At 57.8% G+C, this 19634-nt stretch carries 12 protein-coding genes and 2 tRNA genes; 13 read left to right on the plus strand and 1 reads right to left on the minus strand.

All coding sequences use genetic code 11. The features are described from left to right. Window positions 1-27: 27 nt before the first annotated feature. A complete protein-coding gene (locus AAE484_RS01460; protein WP_341936542.1) occupies window positions 28-1425 on the minus strand; it encodes an adenylate/guanylate cyclase domain-containing protein in 1398 nt (465 codons plus the stop codon). A gap of 342 nt (window positions 1426-1767) precedes the next feature. On the opposite strand from AAE484_RS01460, the gene AAE484_RS01465 reads away from it, so the two are divergent. The 13 genes from AAE484_RS01465 (at window position 1768) to AAE484_RS01525 (ending at window position 19632) form a co-directional block, all read left to right on the plus strand. Further along, window positions 1768-2331: a nitroreductase family protein gene (locus tag AAE484_RS01465; RefSeq protein ID WP_341936543.1), complete on the plus strand. Its 564-nt coding sequence runs from the start codon at window positions 1768-1770 to the stop codon at window positions 2329-2331. 79 nt (window positions 2332-2410) lie between these two features. Further along, window positions 2411-2498: transfer RNA gene (locus tag AAE484_RS01470), tRNA-Ser, on the plus strand. Window positions 2499-2860: 362 nt separating this feature from the next. Further along, a tRNA-Arg gene (locus AAE484_RS01475) sits at window positions 2861-2937 on the plus strand. A 187-nt stretch (window positions 2938-3124) separates the two neighbouring features. Next, on the plus strand, window positions 3125-5626 hold the full coding sequence (locus AAE484_RS01480; RefSeq protein WP_341936544.1) for an N-6 DNA methylase: 2502 nt from the start codon (window positions 3125-3127) through the stop codon (window positions 5624-5626). Beyond that, on the plus strand, window positions 5619-6917 hold the full coding sequence (locus AAE484_RS01485; RefSeq protein WP_341936545.1) for a restriction endonuclease subunit S: 1299 nt from the start codon (window positions 5619-5621) through the stop codon (window positions 6915-6917). The genes AAE484_RS01480 and AAE484_RS01485 overlap by 8 nt, the downstream gene beginning before the upstream one ends. A gap of 13 nt (window positions 6918-6930) precedes the next feature. Continuing rightward, complete coding sequence (locus tag AAE484_RS01490; RefSeq protein WP_341936546.1) at window positions 6931-10236, plus strand: type I restriction endonuclease subunit R; 3306 nt, start codon at window positions 6931-6933, stop codon at window positions 10234-10236. Further along, window positions 10233-10925: a M48 family metallopeptidase gene (locus AAE484_RS01495; protein ID WP_341936547.1), complete on the plus strand. Its 693-nt coding sequence runs from the start codon at window positions 10233-10235 to the stop codon at window positions 10923-10925. The genes AAE484_RS01490 and AAE484_RS01495 overlap by 4 nt, the downstream gene beginning before the upstream one ends. Window positions 10926-11132: 207 nt before the next feature. Beyond that, a complete protein-coding gene (locus AAE484_RS01500) occupies window positions 11133-11579 on the plus strand; it encodes a hypothetical protein (protein ID WP_341936548.1) in 447 nt (148 codons plus the stop codon). A 24-nt stretch (window positions 11580-11603) separates the two neighbouring features. Next, window positions 11604-12191: a type II toxin-antitoxin system MqsA family antitoxin gene (locus AAE484_RS01505; protein WP_341936549.1), complete on the plus strand. Its 588-nt coding sequence runs from the start codon at window positions 11604-11606 to the stop codon at window positions 12189-12191. Next, the gene (locus AAE484_RS01510) at window positions 12181-12636 is read left to right on the plus strand and encodes a hypothetical protein (protein WP_341936550.1); all 456 of its coding nucleotides are present in this window, start codon (window positions 12181-12183) and stop codon (window positions 12634-12636) included. The genes AAE484_RS01505 and AAE484_RS01510 overlap by 11 nt, the downstream gene beginning before the upstream one ends. A 168-nt stretch (window positions 12637-12804) precedes the next feature. After that, the gene (locus AAE484_RS01515) at window positions 12805-13935 is read left to right on the plus strand and encodes a helix-turn-helix transcriptional regulator (protein WP_341936551.1); all 1131 of its coding nucleotides are present in this window, start codon (window positions 12805-12807) and stop codon (window positions 13933-13935) included. Further along, window positions 13932-14828 (plus strand): alpha/beta fold hydrolase, encoded by an 897-nt coding sequence (locus tag AAE484_RS01520; protein ID WP_341936552.1) that lies wholly within the window; start codon window positions 13932-13934, stop codon window positions 14826-14828. Before AAE484_RS01515 ends, AAE484_RS01520 begins: the two co-directional genes overlap by 4 nt. Window positions 14829-15018: 190 nt before the next feature. Then, window positions 15019-19632, plus strand: a complete 4614-nt coding sequence (locus AAE484_RS01525; protein ID WP_341936553.1) for a YCF48-related protein — start codon at window positions 15019-15021, stop codon at window positions 19630-19632. Window positions 19633-19634: the final 2 nt, after the last annotated feature.

Here is a 19634-nt window from a genome sequence, read left to right on the forward strand (position 1 = left end):
CTCCCGCCGGGAAGGAAGTCTGATTGACTAGACGATGACCTTGTCCTTGAGTTTTTCCGCGGCCGTCTGCAGCGCTTTGATGACTTTCGCTTTCTCGTAGTTGCGCACCTTGTCCATGTCGAGGTACATGGAAAAGCCCTCCGCACGATCCTCAAAGAAGCTCTGGTTGCGGCCCAGCTCCTTGCGGAAATCGGCCACCTGGTACACCTTGACCGGCTGGCTGAAGCCCTTGACGTTGATCTCGCCCTTGTCCCGACACATTACTGAATCTTTCACCAGCGACCAGGTCTCGTGCGAAATCAGGATTTCATCCGGCGCGGCAGCCGACTCCAGCCGGCTGGCCAGGTTCACGTGTGTGCCCAGGACTGTGTAGTCCAGATGGCTGGAAGTACCGAAGGTGCCCACCGTGCAGTAGCCGGTGTTGATGCCCATGCGAATCTGCAACGGCTTTTTGATGCCCTGGTTGTACCACTCCTGCTGTAGCGACTTCATCCGCTTTTTCATCGCAATGGCCATGGACAGGCAATTGACGCAATCCTGTTTGACCCCTTTGCTGTTGCTGTCACCAAACATCACCATGATGCCGTCACCCATGAACTTGTCGATGGTGCCGCCGTAGTGGGTGATGATTTTTGACATCTCCGTCAGGTAGTGGTTGAGCAGCTCGGTGAGCGACTCGGCCTCCATCTCTTCCGACAATTGGCTGAAGTTCTTGATGTCCGAGAAAAACACCGTGATCCGTTTGCGCTCGGCCAGCAGCATGTGGTCCTTGCCCTGGTTGATCGCCCGCCATACCGGAGGGGGCAGGTAACGCGAGAGTTTGTAGGCGCGTATTTTGTGCCACTTCTGCTCGTTTTCCAGCTTTTTCTGGTTCAGCGTCAGGCGGTGCATGCGCTGGTGCATGTAGAGGGCGTAAGCCAGAAAGTAGGTGATAATACCGATCAGGCTGGCCGCACTGATTTCAATGCTGCTGCTGAACACCCACTGCGGCTTGTGCACCAGAAAGCTCAGCAGGATACCGCCGGCGAACGCCACGTTATCCTCAACCCAGCGTCGGATACCCCCGGTCAGCAGGGCGTTGAACTGGATCATGGTCAGAAAAAGCGCCAACGGCAGCACACTGAAGTTGGTCAGGCTCAGCACCAGCCCGATCAGGGCGGCATCCGACCAGGACAGGTAGCGGGTCACGCGCTCGAGCTTGGCGCGGTCCAGCTTGATGGTGAAATGAAACGTCAGATAGGTATAGAGCAGCAACACCACGATGGTGGCGATGTATACGGGCTGAACACTGGACCACTCGATGTAGGAGGCGAGGGTGCCGGCGGCGGCAAAACAGATCAGCGACCGAAAATAATACTGATGCAGGGGTGACTCCCCGGGAACCCCTTCGGGGACGGGTGTCGGATTGTTGGGATTTTTAGTCATTGTTATCGGAAACCTTGGTTGCGCGCTAGCCTGCCAGGCACACCGCTGAGTATTCCGTCCCGGGGTCTTTATTGCCCCTTTTGATATCGCCAGACGGGTCAGGCGGTGTGCTCCCGAAAATCAAGGTCGGTCCTGGAATCGTCCGCTCATCCTTGGAGCACGTATTAGACGTTTTTTCAGACCAAAAGTCCATGAATCGGCGCTTATTGGCGCATTAAGCAACATTATGACGTGCAAAGCGGGTCCGTTGACGGGAAAGGATCCTGTTGCCTCGTGGTATGATGCGCCCCACTCAAATGCCTTAGAGTCCTCTTTCTCAGATCTACTGTTTACAGGTTTTTTATGGATGCACTAGACGCGCTCCACCAGCGGGTTTCCACCGCCAAGCTGGCCGACCCGGCACCCACACCGAGCCAACGCGAGGCCATCTTCCGTGCCGCCACCCGCGCCGCCGACCATGCCCTGATGCGACCCTGGCGCTTTCTGGTGGTGGAGGGCGCTGGCCTGGACCAGCTGGGCGAGCTGTTCTGTCAGGCCGCGCGGCATGACGATCCGGACCTGTCGGAGAAGGACCAGGACTCCCTGCGCCGCAAACCCCATCGCGCCCCTCTGATTCTGGTGGCCATCGCCCGCTGCCGCGAGAATCCGAAGGTTCCCGTGCTCGAGCAGCAACTGTCCGCCGGTGCCGCTGTCCAGAACATGCTCAACGCCGCCTTCGCCCAGGGCATCGGCGCCTTCTGGCGCACCGGCAAAATGGCCTACCACCCGGTGGTGGACGAGGGCCTGGGCCTGACCGAGGGCGAGCAGATCATCGGTTTTCTCTACCTGGGCACCCCGGTCAAACCCTTCCACAAGCCCAAGCCCCTGGATCTGAACCAAATTTTTACCCCCTGGCCGCCCCAATAGCGTTGCGTTTACCGGCCCACTTGTGTAAATTACGCCACCTCTGAGCGACACCCCACGGGGCGGAGCGACAATCAGATACGGTGAGGTGGCCGAGTGGCTGAAGGCGCACGCCTGGAAAGTGTGTAACGGGCAACCGTTCGAGGGTTCGAATCCCTCCCTCACCGCCATATACAAAAAACCCGGCAATCATCGCCGGGTTTTTTTGTATATGGCGGTGAGGGATGTCTTGGTTCGAACCCTCCGGTTCGACCAATCGCCTGGAGCGATTGGGACCGCCGAAGGCGCCCGCAGGGCGAGGCGCATGGATGCGCCTCGGTCTATCCCTCTTGTGACCCATATCGCCATCGTTTGCTACAGCCGCATGCTGCCCGAAGGGCGGGGCACAAGAATGTGCCCCGGTATATCCCTCCGGCCTTTCTGCCGCCGAGATAGATCAGAATTTCACCATTCCTTCGAACAAAAAAACTTTTTCCAATCAACCACTTGACGAAGGCGATCCAGATCTCTAGTATTCGCACTCGTTGAACACGCACTCGTAGCTCAGCTGGATAGAGTACTCGGCTACGAACCGAGCGGTCGGAGGTTCGAATCCTCCCGAGTGCGCCATATACAGAAACCCCGCTTCGCAAGAAGCGGGGTTTTTTTATATCTGCACCATCCCTTCGCTATCATTATCCCAGACCTCCGCTCGTCTTCGCTAAGATGGTATATTTAGCGTCATTTGGGCTGGGAGCCCCTTCAACCCGGCCGAACCCACAAAAATAGCGAAACTATCCCCGAATCAGGACGTTCTATGCCCCTAACCCTCAGCCAACTCGAACGCCACCTGTTCAGCGCCGCCGATATCCTGCGCGGCAAGATGGACGCCTCGGAGTTCAAGGAATACATCTTCGGTATGCTGTTTCTGAAGCGCTGCTCAGATGTATTCGAAGAGCGCCGCGAGCGGGTGATTGCCGACCAGAAAGCCAAGGGCAAGCCCGAAACCGAGGCCACCGAAATCGCTGAAAACCGGCTCTGGTACAAAAACTCCTTCTATGTGCCGGAAAACTCCCGCTGGAGCTACCTGGTCAAGGAAGTGCACAAAAACGTCGGCGATGCCCTCAATACTGCTCTGGGAGGCCTGGAGCAGGGCAATACCAGCCTGCAGGATGTACTGGAGCATATCGACTTCAACCGCAAGGTGGGCCAGAGCAAGCTGCCGGATATCAAGCTGCGCGGGCTGATTAACCACTTCAATAAATACCGCCTGCGCGACCGGGACTTTGAATTTCCGGACCTGCTGGGCGCCGCCTACGAATACCTGATTGGCGACTTTGCCGACTCCGCCGGTAAAAAGGGCGGCGAGTTCTATACGCCCCGCCCGGTGGTGCGCATGATGGTGCGGCTGCTTAAACCGGAGCAGAACCACCGCGTTTACGACCCCTGCTGTGGCTCCGGCGGTATGCTGATTGCCGCCAAGGAATGGATCGATGAGCACGGCGGCGAGGGCTACCGGCTGGATTGCTACGGCCAGGAGGCCGCCGGCACCGTCTGGTCCATTGCCAAAATGAACATGCTGCTGCACGGCATCACCACCGCCAACCTGCAGAACGACGACACCCTGGAAAAGCCCCGCCACATCAAGGACGGCGAGCTGCAGCGCTTTGACCGCATCCTCACCAACCCGCCGTTTTCCATCAACTTCGGCAGCAAGGACGAAGACGAAACCGGCCAGCCGGTGTTCCAGCCCCTGCACCGCGAGCGCTTCCAGTACGGCGAGGTGCCCCTGGGCAGCAAAAAGGCGGACCTGATGTTCTTGCAGCATATGCTGGCCGTCTGCGCCCCCGGCGGCATGGTGGCCACCGTATTGCCCCACGGCGTGTTGTTTCGCGGCGGTGACGAGCAGCGCATCCGCGCCGGCATTATTGAGCACGACCTGCTGGAGGCGGTGATCGGCCTGCCGCCCAACCTGTTTTACGGCACCGGCATTCCCGCCTGCATACTGGTGCTGCGCCAGCGCGTGAGCGAAGGCGCCCAGCAGGTGAGCAGCAAACACCCGAACAACCAGGGCAAAACCCTGTTTATCAATGCCGATCGGGAATACTTCGAGGGCCGGGCGCAAAATTACCTGATGCCCGAGCACATTGAAAAAATCGCCGCCGTCTACGAGGCCTTTGCCGCAGGCGAGGGCCGGGACATTCCCGGCTTTGCCAGCATTGTCAGCACCGACACATTGCGCGAGAACGGCTACAACCTCAACATCCGCCGCTACGCGGACAATGCCCCGCCACCGGAGCCCCACGACGTACACGCCCATTTGGTGGGCGGCATTCCCGAGGCGGAAATCGAAGCCAAGTTGCCCCTATTTCAGGCCCAGGGCCTGAACCCCGAAGACCTGTTCCGGCCCAAGCGCAACGACCCCGGCTACCAGCTTTTTCGCGATTCGTTTACTCAAAAAGTGGATATCAAACCCGCCATCGAGCAAAACGCCGGTGTGCAGGCCCAGGAGCAGGCCCTGCGCGACGCCTTTAACCACTGGTGGCAACACCATAGTCAGAGCATTACCGCCTTGGCCCAGCACCGGGAATACGCCGCTCTGCGCCAAGAGCTGCTGAACAGCTTTAGCGAGGCCCTGAAACCCATCGGCCTGCTGGACGACTTTCAAATCAGCGGCATGATCGCCGGCTTCTGGCACCAGCAAAAGTACGACTTTCTCACCCTCATGGCCCGCGACAGCCGAGGCGTCATCGACGCCTGGCGCACCAGTATCCTCACCGCCATGGAGGACAAAAACAACAAAGACGACCCGCTGGAGCACAAGCTGGTGAAGTTCTTGTTAAGCGACTTTCTGAAAGAGCTGCAACAACTGGACAACCGCAAAGCCGAGCTGGATAGCCAGATCAAAGCCGCCGAGGAACAACTGCCCAAAAACGGCGACGACGAAGACGAGAGCGATAACGAGCCACTGAGCGAAGCGGACATCGCCGAGCTGGAAAAACAGATCAAAGCCTGGAAAAAACAGCGCACCGCCAACGCCAAAAAACTCAAGGAAAAACAGGCCGCCCTGCCAGAGGAACTCAACACTAGCGTGGACGCCCTGGACGATGCCGAGGCCGCCGAGCTGCTGCTGAATATTCTGCACAACGATATGCACAGCATCGTAGAGCGCTATATCAGCGCCCAGCGCCAACAGGTGATCTCCGCCGTGGAAAACTGGTGGGATAAATACCAAGTGACGCTGACCGAGATTGAACAGGAAAGGGATCGGGCGGCGAAGAAACTGGCCGGGTATTTGGAGGGGCTGGGATATGTCTGAGTGGAGAAGTCTGCCTATCCGCGAATGTTTAGTTTCTCACTTTGCAGGTGAGTGGGGTGACGACCCGACCCCGGCGAATGTGCAAGTTCTTCGAGCGACCAACGTTTCAGATAAAATGACAGTAGATGTCGAGGGTGGCGCTCACCGAAAGATTGCTGCGAAAAAGCTTGATGAAAAGCAGCTTTTGAGCGGAGATATCATTCTTGAGGCATCTGGAGGAAGTACAGAAAAACCAGTTGGGCGTGTTGCCTTTTTCGAGGCTGAGTTAACCCAGAAATTCGTTGTCTCTAACTTCTTTAGGACACTTCGACCGAACAGAGCTGTGGTTTACCCTAGATTTCTCTGTTTGTTGCTTCATTGGTTCTATGCTCAGCCACCGATAAAAGCTATGCAGCAACAAACCACAGGGATTATTAACTTAAAACTAGAACAATACTTGGGATACCAAGTTGATATTCCGGTTGATGTGAAGGAGCAAAAAACCATCGCCAATATCCTCGACACCCTGGACACCCAAATTCGCCAAACTGAGGCCATTATCGCCAAGCTGCAGCAGGTCAAACAGGGCCTGCTGCACGACCTGCTGACGCGTGGCATCGACGCCAACGGCCAACTCCGCCCAACCCGCAACCAAGCCCCCGAACTCTATAAAGAATCTCCGCAGGGGTGGATTCCGAGGGAGTGGGAATTCAAGCCGCTAATGAATTTCTTGGTGCGCACTACTTATGGGTTTACCAGCCCTATGCCAACAACAGAAGAAGGGCCATGGATGGTTACTGCCGCTGATGTAAGCGATGGGTCAATAAACTATACAACGGCTCGAAAAACCTCTACGCGCGCGTTCGATTTGCTCTCAGAGAAAAGCAAACCAAAAATCGGAGATGTTTTGATTACTAAGGATGGAACGCTGGGTCGTGTCGCTGTTGTTGATAGCGATAATGTCTGCGTTAATCAGTCTGTCGCAGTTATGCAACCATTGCCGGATACCGACGCGGATTATATCCAAACCTATCTAAGGTCTCCGGTAGGCCAGGAGCGAATTTTGGCAGATGCAGGTGGATCAACTATCAAGCATATTTACATTACGGTACTTGAAAAGATGCTGCTTCCGATTCCAAGCGCTGAGGAAGCCGCAAGAATCTGTCGATCTTCTTCTGGCCTAAACACCAGACTTCAGAAAGAGAATGAAAAGTACGAAAAACTCAAAAAACAAAAATCCGGCCTAATGGATGACCTCCTAACCGGCCGCGTCCGCGTCACCTCGCTACTCGACACCGCCAAAGCCAGCTAACAGGAGTTTGTTTATGGGCCCGGAATTACAGTACAGCGAACAGCCCTTAATCGACCAGTTGGTGGCTATGGGCTGGACCTTTACCTCCGGCAGCCTGGAGAACCCGGCGGCCACCGGGCGCAAGAGTTTTGCCGAGGTGTTGCAAGCCGACGTACTGCGCGCCCAGCTTAAGCGGATCAATACCCGTAACCTGGACAATGGCCAGCAAGCGGAATGGCTGGACGAGGAGCGCATCAGCAGTGCTGTGTCCGCCCTGACGCGCATCGCCGCGCCGGGGCTGATGGAGGCCAACCAGATTGCCACGGAACTGCTGACCGAAGGTTTTGTGGTGGACGGTCTGGCGGATTGGGACGGCGGACGCTCGCGCACCATTCACTATATCGACTGGGAAGATCCGGCCAACAACCAGTTCACGGTGATCAACCAATTCAAAGTGCAGTGCCCGCCTGGGCACGACAGCGTCAAACAGCATGTGATTCCGGATCTGGTGCTGCTGGTCAACGGCATTCCGCTGGTGGTGATTGAGTGCAAAAGTCCCACCGCCAGCTCCGCGCCGGTGAGCGAGGCCATCGATCAGTTGCGCCGCTATTCCAATCAGCGTTTTGCCCAGGGCGAGGTAAGCGATAACGAAGGGGCGCCGGCGCTGTTTAATGCCAACCAGTTTCTGCTGGCCACCTGCTTTGATGAGTGCCTGGTGGGCACTCTGGCCGCTGGCAGTGGCCACTACCTGCCCTGGAAAACCGTGGCGGGCATCGACAACCCCCAGCGCACCGAGGCCGAGGTGGCCGAAGCCCTGGGGGTTAAAAGCCTCTCGCCTCAGCAGCGCACGGTGGCGGGCATGTTGGATAAAGCCAACATGTTGGACATAGTGCGCCACTTTACGCTGTTTATGACCACCGGCGGCCAGACCATCAAACTGGTGTGCCGCTACCAGCAGTATCGCGGTGTGGTGAAAGCCATTCACCGTTTGCAAACCGGCAAAACCCGCAAACAGGACGGTGAATACGACCGCCGTGGCGGCATTGTCTGGCACACCCAGGGCTCGGGCAAAAGCCTGACCATGGTATTCGCCCTGCGCCGTATCCGCACGGACCCGGCTCTGCGCCGCTTTAAAGTGGTGGTGGTCACCGACCGCAACGACCTGCAAAAGCAGCTCTCCGGCACCGCCACCTTGAGTGGCGAGGCGGTGCAAATCGCCAAAAACAGTCAGGCCCTGAAAAACCTTCTGCGCCAAGACGGGCCTGGGTTGGTGTTTGCCATGATCCAAAAATACCGGGACGAGGCCAGCAAGCTCGGCGACTTTGAGCAACTGAACAACAGCGAAGATATTCTGGTGATGGTGGACGAGGCCCACCGCACCCAGGCCGGCGACCTGCACGCCAACCTGCTGGCCAGCCTGCCCAACTGCGCCCGCATCGGCTTTACCGGCACGCCCATTATCATGGGGGAGAAAAAGCGCACCCACGAGATCTTCGGCGAGTTTATCGACAAATACACCATCCGCGAGGCGGAAGCCGACGGGGCGACGGTGCCCGTGCTGTACGAAGGTCGCACGGTGCAGGGCGCGGTGAAGGACGGCAGCAGCCTGGACGAGCTGTTCGAAGACTTTTTTGCCGGCAAAAGCGAGGACGAACTGGAGGCGATCAAAAAGAAATACGCCACCAAAGGCAATGTGCTGGAAGCGCCCAAGCTGATCGACGAAAAAGCGCGGGACATGCTGCGCCACTACGTCACTTACATACTGCCCAATGGCTTTAAAGCCCAGGTGGTGGCCTACAGCCGCCTGGCGGCGGTGCGCTACAAAGGCGCCTTTGAAAAAGCCCGGGACGAGCTGCTGGGCGAGGCGGCCTACCTGAGCCCGGACATTAAAGGCATGGACGACGAAGAACTGTGCCGCAAATCCCCCAAAATGCAGGCGCTGGTGCAGGCATGGCGCTACCGCGAGCTGATTGGCCGGTTGCAGTTTGCCACCATTATCTCCGGCGATAATAACGACGGCAGTGAGTGGGCCGAGCACACCGACCGCGCCGCCCAGGACCTGGCCATCGAGCGCTTTAAAAGACCGCTACTGCTCAGAGATGGGGCCGGCAAAGACAATAGCGACCCACTGGCGTTTTTGATCGTTAAATCCATGCTACTTACCGGTTTTGATGCCCCCATCGAAGGGGTGATGTACCTGGACCGCTCCATTCGCGAGGCGGAGCTGCTGCAGACCATCGCCCGGGTCAACCGCACCGGCTTTGGCAAAACCGCCGGGATTGTGGTGGACTATTACGGCGTGGCCAACCACCTGAAAGCCGCACTGGCCGCCTACAGCGATGAAGACGTGGACGGCGCTCTGCGCAGCCTGAAGGACGAAATCCCGGCCCTGCGCGACCGCCACCTGCGGGCCGTGGACGTGCTGCGCGCTCGCGGCATTGAGGACCTGAACGATATCGAAACCTGCGTACAGGCGCTGGACAGCGAGCGCCTGCGCCAGGAGTTTGGGGTCAAGGTCAAGGCCTTTATGCAGAGCCTGGATCTGGTGCTGCCGCGCCCGGAGGCCTTGCCCTTTACCCAGGATGCCAAGCAGCTGGCCATGATCTACGCCGCCGCCCGGCGCCGCTACCGCGACGGGCCGGTGCTGGGCAAGGACGTGGGTGCCAAGGTGCGTAAGCTGATCGACGACCACGTGATTTCCCTGGGCATCGACCCGAAAATCGCCCCAGTCAACTTGACCGACGCCAGCTTCAGCCAGCAGCTAAACCAAGTGCGCGAGCATGCCGCCGGCTACAACGCCGACCCCGAGAAAGCCCAAAAAGCCGTGGCCTCGGAAATGGAGCACGCCATTCGCAGTCACGTGCAGCAAAAGCTGGATGAAGACCCGGTGTACTACGGCAAACTCAGCGAGCGGTTGAAGGAGATTCTGGATAACTTGGAAGGCCAGTGGGACGAGCTGATTACCGCGCTGCAATCCATCATCGACGAGGTCAACAGCGGCAGCACCCAGCACGAGCCGGGCCTGCCCGATGTGCCGGAGCACTACCTGCCGTTTTACCGGATGCTGCGCGCTGCAAAATGTGGCGAGGCCCAGCCGGATATGGCGCTGGAGGCGGACCTGATCACCCTCACCGAAAGCCTGGTGGAATACATTACCCAGGAGGTCAAAACTCCCAGCTTCTGGCAACCCCACCGCCGCCCCATGCAGGAGGCGCTGGAGCAGGCCCTGTTCGAGCGCATTGTGGACAGTGAACTGCTGGACTTTAACGACGTGCCGCCGCTGGTGGATAAACTGCGCGAACTGGCCAAGGCCAACAGCTACAAGCTGGAGCAGGAATGATCGTCACCGTCGATGATTTGACCATTCCCGTGCGCGAAAGCCCGCGCCGTAAGACCCTGCAACTGACGGTGGAGCGGGACTGCTCCCTGCGACTGACCGTCCCGCCGGGTGTCGATCTAGAGACGCTTGAAGCCTTTGTGCGCAGTAAACAGCCCTGGGTGTACAAAAAACTCGCCGAAAAGGCGCTGATGCAGAAAACCATTCGCCACAAGCAGTTTGTGCAGGGGGAGGGCTTTCTGTACCTGGGCCGCCATCACCGCCTGAATCTGGTGAATGAGCAGGCCGAACCGCTTAAACTGGTCAACGGCCGCTTCCACCTGCGCCGGGACGCCTTGCCCCAGGCGCGCCAGTACTTCATCCGCTGGTACAGCCAGCGCGGCAAAGCCTGGCTCTGGCAGCGCGTACAGGACTTCGCCGCTCGGCTGGAGGTGAAGCCCACAGGCCTGAAAGTGCAGGACCTGGGCTACCGCTGGGGCTCCTGCGGCAAGGGCCAGATGCTCTATTTTCACTGGAAAACCATCCTGCTGCCGGCGCGCATCGCCGAATACGTGGTGGTGCACGAGCTGGTGCACCTTCACGAGCCCAACCACTCGGCGGAGTTCTGGCTGCGCCTGGAGCGGGCCATGCCAGATTATGAAGAGCGCAAACAGTGGTTGGCGGAGCACGGGATGGATGTGGAGGGGCTATAGGGTGTTTTGCAACGCTTAGTTTGTTTATACCCTGTGGTCCTGGCCTTCGAGATGCCGTTTTCGTGTAAAGAAGTGTTAATTTTCACGGTGATGATAAATTTATCGAAAGAAAACAGGAAGTTGGCGGCTTTTTCAGAAGCTGGTTTGCCATATTGACTTGTCAGCTCCCCGCCTTACAATACGTCGACATTTGCGGAACTTACCATAATGGTAAATAATCCAATAAACATAAGTGCTTATTCAGAGCCTGCTCCCGACCACTTGCAGGAATATGGGGCGGATCGAGGCATTGCCGGAGGCCCGCTTTACGACCCCGCGAGGGTGCTGGAGCTGCTTCAGGATGATGGCCGCTCAATACAGCCCTGGACCAGGAAGTGCGTCAAAGACATGCGGGATAAGCTTTGCCTTGACCATGAGGGGGTGGCAGAGCTGGTGCGAGAGGCCGTAACGCGCGGCCGGTACCTCAATTCGCAGTGGTGTAGGGGCAATAAAGACCATATTTGGGCCGCCTGTGATGCCTATGTGCTATGTCGAGGGGAATACATGGTCTACGCACACAAATTTATGGAAATCGAGTATTACCTTAAGTTTGCCATCAACAAGTCTGGCAAGTTTTTGTTGCTCGTTTCCAGTCATAACCCAGAAGACCGTTAAGCGCCACTCACGAGGTGATTTGAGATGAAACAGTCAGTATGCCCTATTTGTGAGCAGGGGCGCCTGATCGCGATCGAAGACATGGACGACGCGGAGTATGGCGGTGTAAGGCGACGCCTGCCCCTTCATTACAGTGAGTGTGATGTGTGTGGCAGTGAGACCGCCACGCCAGAGCAGACGCGCCACAACAAGCGCGCGATGATCGCGTTCAAAAAAGAGGTGGACGGATTGCTCACTGGTCAGGAAATTGTGGCGTTGCGCAAGCGTCTGGGATTGACCCAGGCACAGGCTGCCAAGCTCTTTGGTGGGGGCCCTGTCGCGTTCTCAAAATATGAAAAGGATGATGTGACACAGTCGGAGTCAATGGATAAGTTGCTTCGAATGGCTGATCAAATTCCGGCAGTGATGCCGAGCTTGGCAAAGCAAGCGGGTGAGGATCAGCTTCTGCTCCGTATTAACGAATCACGAATACGGGCTTTAGAAACCAGACGATATGTCTCGAATGAGCTAAAGCAGGCAGGCGATTCTAACGCCAGCTGCAAACACCATGCTCAGCAGTTCAAGTTGATTAAATCGGCTTCTGCCATGGAGGACACCCTCGATGTCGGATAATTTCCTCGATATGTCGCCCTTGCAACTGAAGCAGCTGGTGTTTGGACGAGTCCACGTCGAAGCGGTGAATTCCTCCCGCTTGCCCGAGGACCCGTGGGCACCGACATTTGATCTGAGTGATGTGTTGATCCAGGCCAGTATCGACGTTTTTCCCCAGAAGTCCGACAACGACAAGCTTATGCGGTATGTGGTTGTTGTTGTCTTCAGGATACCCAATGCGGAAGACGAAGAAGTGGTGGCCCCTTATACGGTTGATGTTGAAGCTCAGGCATTAATTGAGATGGCTGCCGTGGAGGACGAAAAGAGGGGTGAAAACCTTGTCAGAGTAAACGGCGGCTCAATGATAATAGGCGCCATCCGAGAGCAAGTGACGCAGCTTACCGCCCGCTCCGTTTATGGGCCTTTGACCCTGCCGACACTGAGGATTTTGCCTCAGTCGGAGTGAGTATGTCCCTGTTTCGGCGGGGTTTTGAAGGTGGCTTCGACTTTTCTCAAGGCTGTATGTGGAGGGAGAGGCGATCGGACGCCTATTCAAGCGATGCCCTAGGATGAAAGTCCCGCCAGAATGTGCTTTACTTTCCCTTACACATCTTAAACACCCCGAGGATAGCCTGTGCGTCCCCACCCGCTGACCGCACCAGCACTGCTTGACCCTCTCTACGAGGGCGCCACGAATCCGGCCCGTTGGCCGGACTTCCTGGCGCAGGTCGCCGCCCTGTTTCATACAGGTACGGCCACGCTGCGCGTGGCTGACATGTCCTCTCCTTCGGTGCTGCAATCCTATACCGTGGGGTTTGATCAGGAGGCCAACCAGCGCTACCTGCGTGAAGGGGTCGAGGAGGACCCCTTCCGTGAGGCATTGGAGGTTTCACCGCTCGGTAAAATCCAGGCCAGCCACCATATTATTGCCGACCGGGCGTTTGAGCGCAGCGAACACTACCAGCAGGTATTCCGCCCCAACGGCAACTTTTACGCGATGGGCGGGCATTTCGAGCGCAGCTCCTGCAAGGCGGTGTATATCGGGGTTCACCGGCCCCAGACGGCCGGGCCTTTCTCAGAGCGGGAGCGGCGGAGCCTGGAGTTCTTTTCCCCCCACTTGCGCCGGGCCGTGCGCCTGATGGGCAGTCTCAACCAGATGGAGTCGGCCCTGCAACAGACCCGCGCCGCGCTGGATCATCTGCCTTTTGGCGTCTGGCTGGTGGATCAGCGGTTGCATTGTGACTGGCTCAACCGCCCCGCCGAGGAGGCGGTGCGTACTGGCGCCTTTGGTTTGAAGTTGCACTTTGATCATCTCCTGTTAACCGACCCTCTGGAGGCTCAGCAATTGAGCTCGGCGGTGGCCGCCATTACCAGCGGCATCAGCCGGGTGGAAACCGTGCGCCTGGGGATGTCAGGCGCCTCGCTGATGATGCTGGCGCAGGGGGACTTTCCCGGCGCCCACCGTTTGAGTGGCCTCAACAGTCAGTCCCTGCTGATTTTTCTTCTTGACCCCGAGCGGCCCATCGCGGCAGACACCGAACGCATGAGAAGCCTCTACGGGCTCACCCCGGCGGAGATCCGCTTGATGGTGCCGTTGCTGAGTGGACGGGATTTGCAGGAAGCGAGCGCGATGCTGGCCATCTCCATTCACACCGCCCGCTGTCAAATGAAGGCCGCCATGCATAAAGTGGGCGCCAGTCGCCAGACGGACTTGCTACGCAAACTGCTCCTCACCACCGCCAGTGTCACTCCGGAAACGCTATGACCCCTTCTAAATCCCTGTCCCAACCCCTTGCGCAAACCCTGTTGCTGCCCGACGGGCGCATCCTGTCTTTTTGTATCCAGGGGCCCCGGGACGCCTACCCAGTGTTCTACCTGCACGGCATTCCCGGCTCAAAGCAGGAGCCCTTTCTGGGGGCTGAAGTAGACACGCTGAGTGATATTCGCTTGATTGCTCTGGATCGCCCCGGCTACGGGGGCTCATCGCCCTGCGAGCACTATGACCTGAGTACTCACACAGCGGATCTGTGCGCCCTGGCCGATCACCTGAATATCGGTGAGTTTGCGCTTTTCGGGTTTTCCGGAGGTGGTTTCTTTGCCCTTAACACGGCACATCAGCTGGGTGAGCGGGTCAGCTGCCTGGTGCTGGCGGGGGCGCCGGCCATTCCCCTGTTGGCCGACCCCCTGAGCGAGGCGGGAGAGCTGACGGCGGCCACCTGGCAGCAAGCACGGGATAATCCCGAGGCTCTGCCCGAGCAGCTGCAGCCGCTGGCCAGCGACGCTCAGGTGTTGGCCGATACCCTGTTGCAGGCACTGTCCCGATCGGATCGGGCGTTGTTTGCCGATCCGGAGCAACTGGCCCACTTTCAGGCCGACATGAGCGCCGTTGTCGAGCAGGGAGCGGTTGCGACGGCAGAGGCCGTCGCCCGCGACTGCACCCTGGTGATGCAACCCTGGCCCTGCGACCTAGGGGCACTTTCGCAGCCCGTGCATATCTTCCACGGCACGGACGACAGTCTGTTATCCACCCAACACGCGCAAGCCCTGGCCGCGGCCATTCCCCACAGCCAGCTGGAGCTGGGCGAAGGGGAGGGCCACTACGCGGGCATTTGCGGCGCTCGCGCCCGAAACCTGTGCCTGAAGGCCTTGCCTCAATAACGAATCGGGTTTGACTCTCACGGCTTACCCCTGACTCACCTTGCCTCTCGCTCTGGTCCTAGACGAATTTCACATTCGTCGCATCCCCCATATGGGGGATGCGGCTTCTCCCTATGCCGTGTAATTTCAACGAGTCTATGTGTTGTCCGGTGAAATTGCGGGACATTCAGTTAATGTTTGGAGTCAAGCCATGGTCTTTTCAAAGCTCAGCCGCCTCATCCTGGCCCTAGTCACCCTCATCATCCTTTCGGTCGCCACCGTTGGTTGTGGCGGTGGCGGTGGTGGCGGAGGAGGGGGTGCCGGAACCGATAATGGCACCGACACAGATGGCGGTACCGGGACTGACGATGCTACCGATGATGACGGCACCGATACCGACGATGGGACTCAAAATGACGACGGTACCGATACCGATGGTGACACGGGTGTTGATGACGGAAGCGATGGTGGTGACACTACTGACACGGGCAGCGATGGTCAGAGTTACTCCTTGCTGAGCACTGTCAGTGGCCTCAGTGGTGAAGTGCAACTCCTGGTCGATGGATCGCCTGTTGCGATCAGCGACAACTCGACCACCACTCTGCGTTCATCGCTCAGTGACGGTGACAGCTACGAGGTCAGCGTGGAGCAACAACCGGTGGACCAAACCTGCGTTTTGTCCAACAACAGCGGCAGCATCGGGGGCGCTAACGAGACGGTTAATCTGACCTGCTCCGAAGATGGCCAGGCCTTCAGTGTTGTAGTGGATGTGGCCGGCTTGAGTGGAGGGTCTCTGGAGCTGAGTAACGGGACCGACACTCTTACCCTGACCGACAATGGGCCTCACGCCTTTCCCACTCCGTCCGGCAATGCCGCCGAATATCGCGTGGTACCCAGCCGCCAGCCCGAGGGTCAGGCCTGTTACGTCAGCAACGATCGCGGCACTGTGGCAGCAGACAATGTCAATGATGTCGAAGTCGATTGTGAACAGCGCGATGTGACACTGGTCGCTCTGCAGGCGTTGCAAGCTCAGCAGCCCTCCATTGTGCGCATTCCCATTTCGGTCAGGAAGTTCGACGCGCCCTTTAGCCCGCTGGACGGCCTGACCACCGAGGACTTCACGGCCCTGGAGTCGGGTGATGCTCTCACGTCTGAGTCTTTCTTGCGCGTTGACCCCATTACCAACATCCCTTTTGTATTTGAAACCGTACTGATGTTGGACGTCAGCTCCAGCTTCTCTGCGACAGAGATAGACGATCTAAAGGAGATAGCTCGAAACTTTGTGTTCGACCCGGTCACCGGCGCCAGCAAATTGTTGGAGAATCAGCGTGTGACACTGCGTATTTTCGACGGCGATATTCGTTACTATGATGCAAATTTTGCCAGCTACCGCTCCATTGACAACTGCTCCTTTAATGGCTGCCCAGGGGACTCTTCAGACAATGTCGAGCAACTGAAGGAAGCCATAGATGCCATTGAACGAGGTGGCTCCTCAACCAATCTATACGGTGCCATTGAGCACGGCGCCGGCCTGTGGAGCGACAGCTTTACTATTGACCAGAGCACCTTTGGTGCCATGATTCTGGTGACCGATGGGGATGACACCGCAGCCATATCCACCAAGGAAAACGCGATAGCGGCGGTAGCCGATAAGGTGTTTTTCGCCGTTCCCGAGGGCAGCGACGTCAACACTGATGTGATTGAGGAAATTGCCGGAGCCAACAATACCTTCCCGGCCGAGAACCTCGAACAGGTGGATGCCATTTTCGATGATATTGGCGAACAGCTTGCCCGCCAATCTGATGGCAAGTACCTGCTGTACTACGCGTCCCCCAAGCGCAGCGGTATCCACGACTTGCTGATTACCGCCGACAGCAATGCCAACACCACAGAAAACTTTGAAGTGACCGGCACCTTTAGCGCGGGTAATTTTTCCGATATCGACTCCGAGCGTGAAGTGGTCATTACCGGCCCGGAGCGGGTCTACTTTGATGAGCCAGTAACCTGGGAGGTAAGCACCCGCTGGAGCAACGATGCCGCCAATTACTCCTGGGACTGGACCGACAGTGGTAGTATTCTGGATGTCGCGCTGAGCGACAATGGCGTCAGCGCCGACATAGCCGCCACAGGTGCCGGTACCGGCAATATCTCCTTTACCGTTGTGGACGAAAACTGGACCGATATGGAAACCAGCCGCGCTATTGATGTGCGTCCCTCGCGTATTCCGCAGAACTTTTCCGCCGAGTCGGGTAATGGAGCAATCGAAATTTTCTGGGATCCAGTGCAGGATGCCACACAGTACAACCTCTACTGGAGCACATCGCCCGGGGTCGACAAAGGCAATAGTGTCATTCAAATTACCCAAGCCAGCCCCTTTGTGGTGGAAGACCTCACTAACGGCACAGACTACTACTATGCCATGGCGTCACTGATTGACGGCGTAGAGAGCCGCCTGTCTGAGGAAGTAACGGCCCAGCCCCGATTGCCTGCACCCACGGGCTTTACCTTAAACCCGGGTGATACGCAAAACCAGCTGAGCTGGGACGCGGTTGAAGGCGCCACCGCTTACACCCTCTACTGGAACACCGCCGGCGATGTCACCACCGATGACAATGCCATATCCCTGGGTTCGGACGTGACCAGCCACAGCCACGATCTACCCGACCCGGATGCCAGCTATTATTACCGGCTCACCGCGAGTGACGGTACCAGCGAAAGCCTGGCCACGGAAGAGACCGGCCTGCCGCCTGAGCCCGTGCTCGCCACCGCCGCCGGCGACACCGCCGTCGAGTTGAGCTGGACCGAACGGGAAGGAGAAACCTATACCCTCTACCGGAGCACCACCGAGGGTGATAGCACCAATGGTGCGGCCCTTAACGATGTGACTTCGCCTTATGAAGACACTGGCCTGGCCAACGACACCACCTACTACTATACCCTGGCGGCCACAAATACTGTGGGCGGCACTAACTCGGCAGAAGTCGGCGCAACCCCCATTGGCCCCTGGGTTGGCGCAAGTTTCAGCCACGAAAATCTTCAGGATATGGCCTTTGCCAACGACACCCTGGGGCTGGCAGTGGGCGCTCAGGGCCATATGCTGCGCACTACCAATGGTGGTGCCGACTGGATTGCCGTCGATACAAATACCAGTGTATCTTTGAGTGCAGTGGTTTTTGTGGATGCCGACAACGCTGTGGCGGTCGGAAGTAATGCTACAGCGCTGTTCTCCATCGATGGCGGACAAAGCTGGCAAGTCGCCTCTACACCAGCGACTACGAATGGCGTTTATGATCTGGCCGTTAGTACCGAGGGTACGCTTATTGCCGTGGGGGAAAACGGTCTTATTTGGCGCAGCACCGATCGGGGTCAAAACTGGAGTGCCCGGGGCAACCCCGACCCCGAGACTGACCACTTGGTTGCCGTCACGTATAGTGCAGCAGGCAAAGCCCTGGCCATGGGTTGGCACACGGCCATAGAAACCACAGACGATGGTGTGACCTGGAAAACCCTTGAATTTCCCTTCACTGACAGCGCAGAGCGAATTGATGGCCTTTACGCTGAGGGTGATCGTATTGTTGCCGTGGGGGAAACCAAAACCCAATTTGGTCGTGCTATCGGCACCATCGTGCAAAGCGAGGATGGTGGAGCGAGCTGGAACCGCACCAATCTAACGGGCACATTCAGATTCTACGACCTAGCTTTTGGCGACGCCCTTAATGCTAAAGTGATCGGTGTTGGACGCACAAGTTTGGGTAATGCAGGTGTAGTCTTCACCACTAGTGACGGCGGCGACACCTGGGTTGAAGAAACCAGCGGCGCTGACCAGGTTCTAAATGTGGTTCTAAGCCGGGGAGGGGATGCCTATATTTCCGCAGGTGGCTCCGACATCCACCGGACCCGCGAAGGCCATACCATTGCGGGCCCGGCCCGGCTGCTTAATGGCTGGGCGGACATGGAGCGCGGCACTGCTAACGAGCTGCTTAGTGTTGCGCGTATCGACAATCAGAGCGCAGTGGCAGCCGGCGCTGGAGGCGTAGTACTCAAAACCCAGGATGGCGGCACGAGCTGGCAGCCACAGAGCGTGTCCACCACTGAGCACTTATATGGCATTGCCATGGCCAACACCACCCACGGCATTGCAGTAGGAACCAATGGTGAAGCACTCATCTCTTCAGACGCCGGCCAAGAGTGGTCACCGGTGCTTAGCCAAACCAGCGCACACTTGCGCGCAGTAACCTTCGCTAACACCCAACGAGCCGTGGCAGTGGGCGACAACGGGACAGTCACCAAAACTGAAAACCAGGGTGTTGATTGGGCCATTGTTGATCTGGGCGAGACGGCGAATCTGCGCGACGTCTACTTTGTCGATGCCAATGTGGGCTATTTGGCAGGTCTTGGCGGCACTGCTTACAAGACGATTGATGGAGGCACCTCCTGGACTCAGCTGACGAATCTGCCTGTGGCCGAGGATTTGCACAGTGTTTATTTCACCGACAGCCTAAACGGTTACCTCGTGGGTAATCTCGGCACGCTCCTGAAAACCGAGGACGGCGGCGACAGCTGGCAAGACCTTAGCCCAGGGGATTACGCTACCCTGAACTTCAGTAGCATTGCGGTGCGTGCTGATGGGACCATAAAGATCACCAGCGACAGCACTGGTGACGATATCCTGGTCAGCACCGATGGTGGCACTAGCTTTACCACCGAACCGTTAATTAATGGTTTCTACCTGAACGACCAGGTTGTTCTCTCTAACGGTTGGGAACTGGCTGTGGGCAGGGGCGGCCGGGTTGTCCGCTTCCTGGACGAGGCGCTGCAACGCTAAAA

The organism is Marinimicrobium sp. C2-29 (assembly GCF_038419845.1).
Classification (GTDB): Bacteria; Pseudomonadota; Gammaproteobacteria; order Pseudomonadales; family Cellvibrionaceae; genus Marinimicrobium.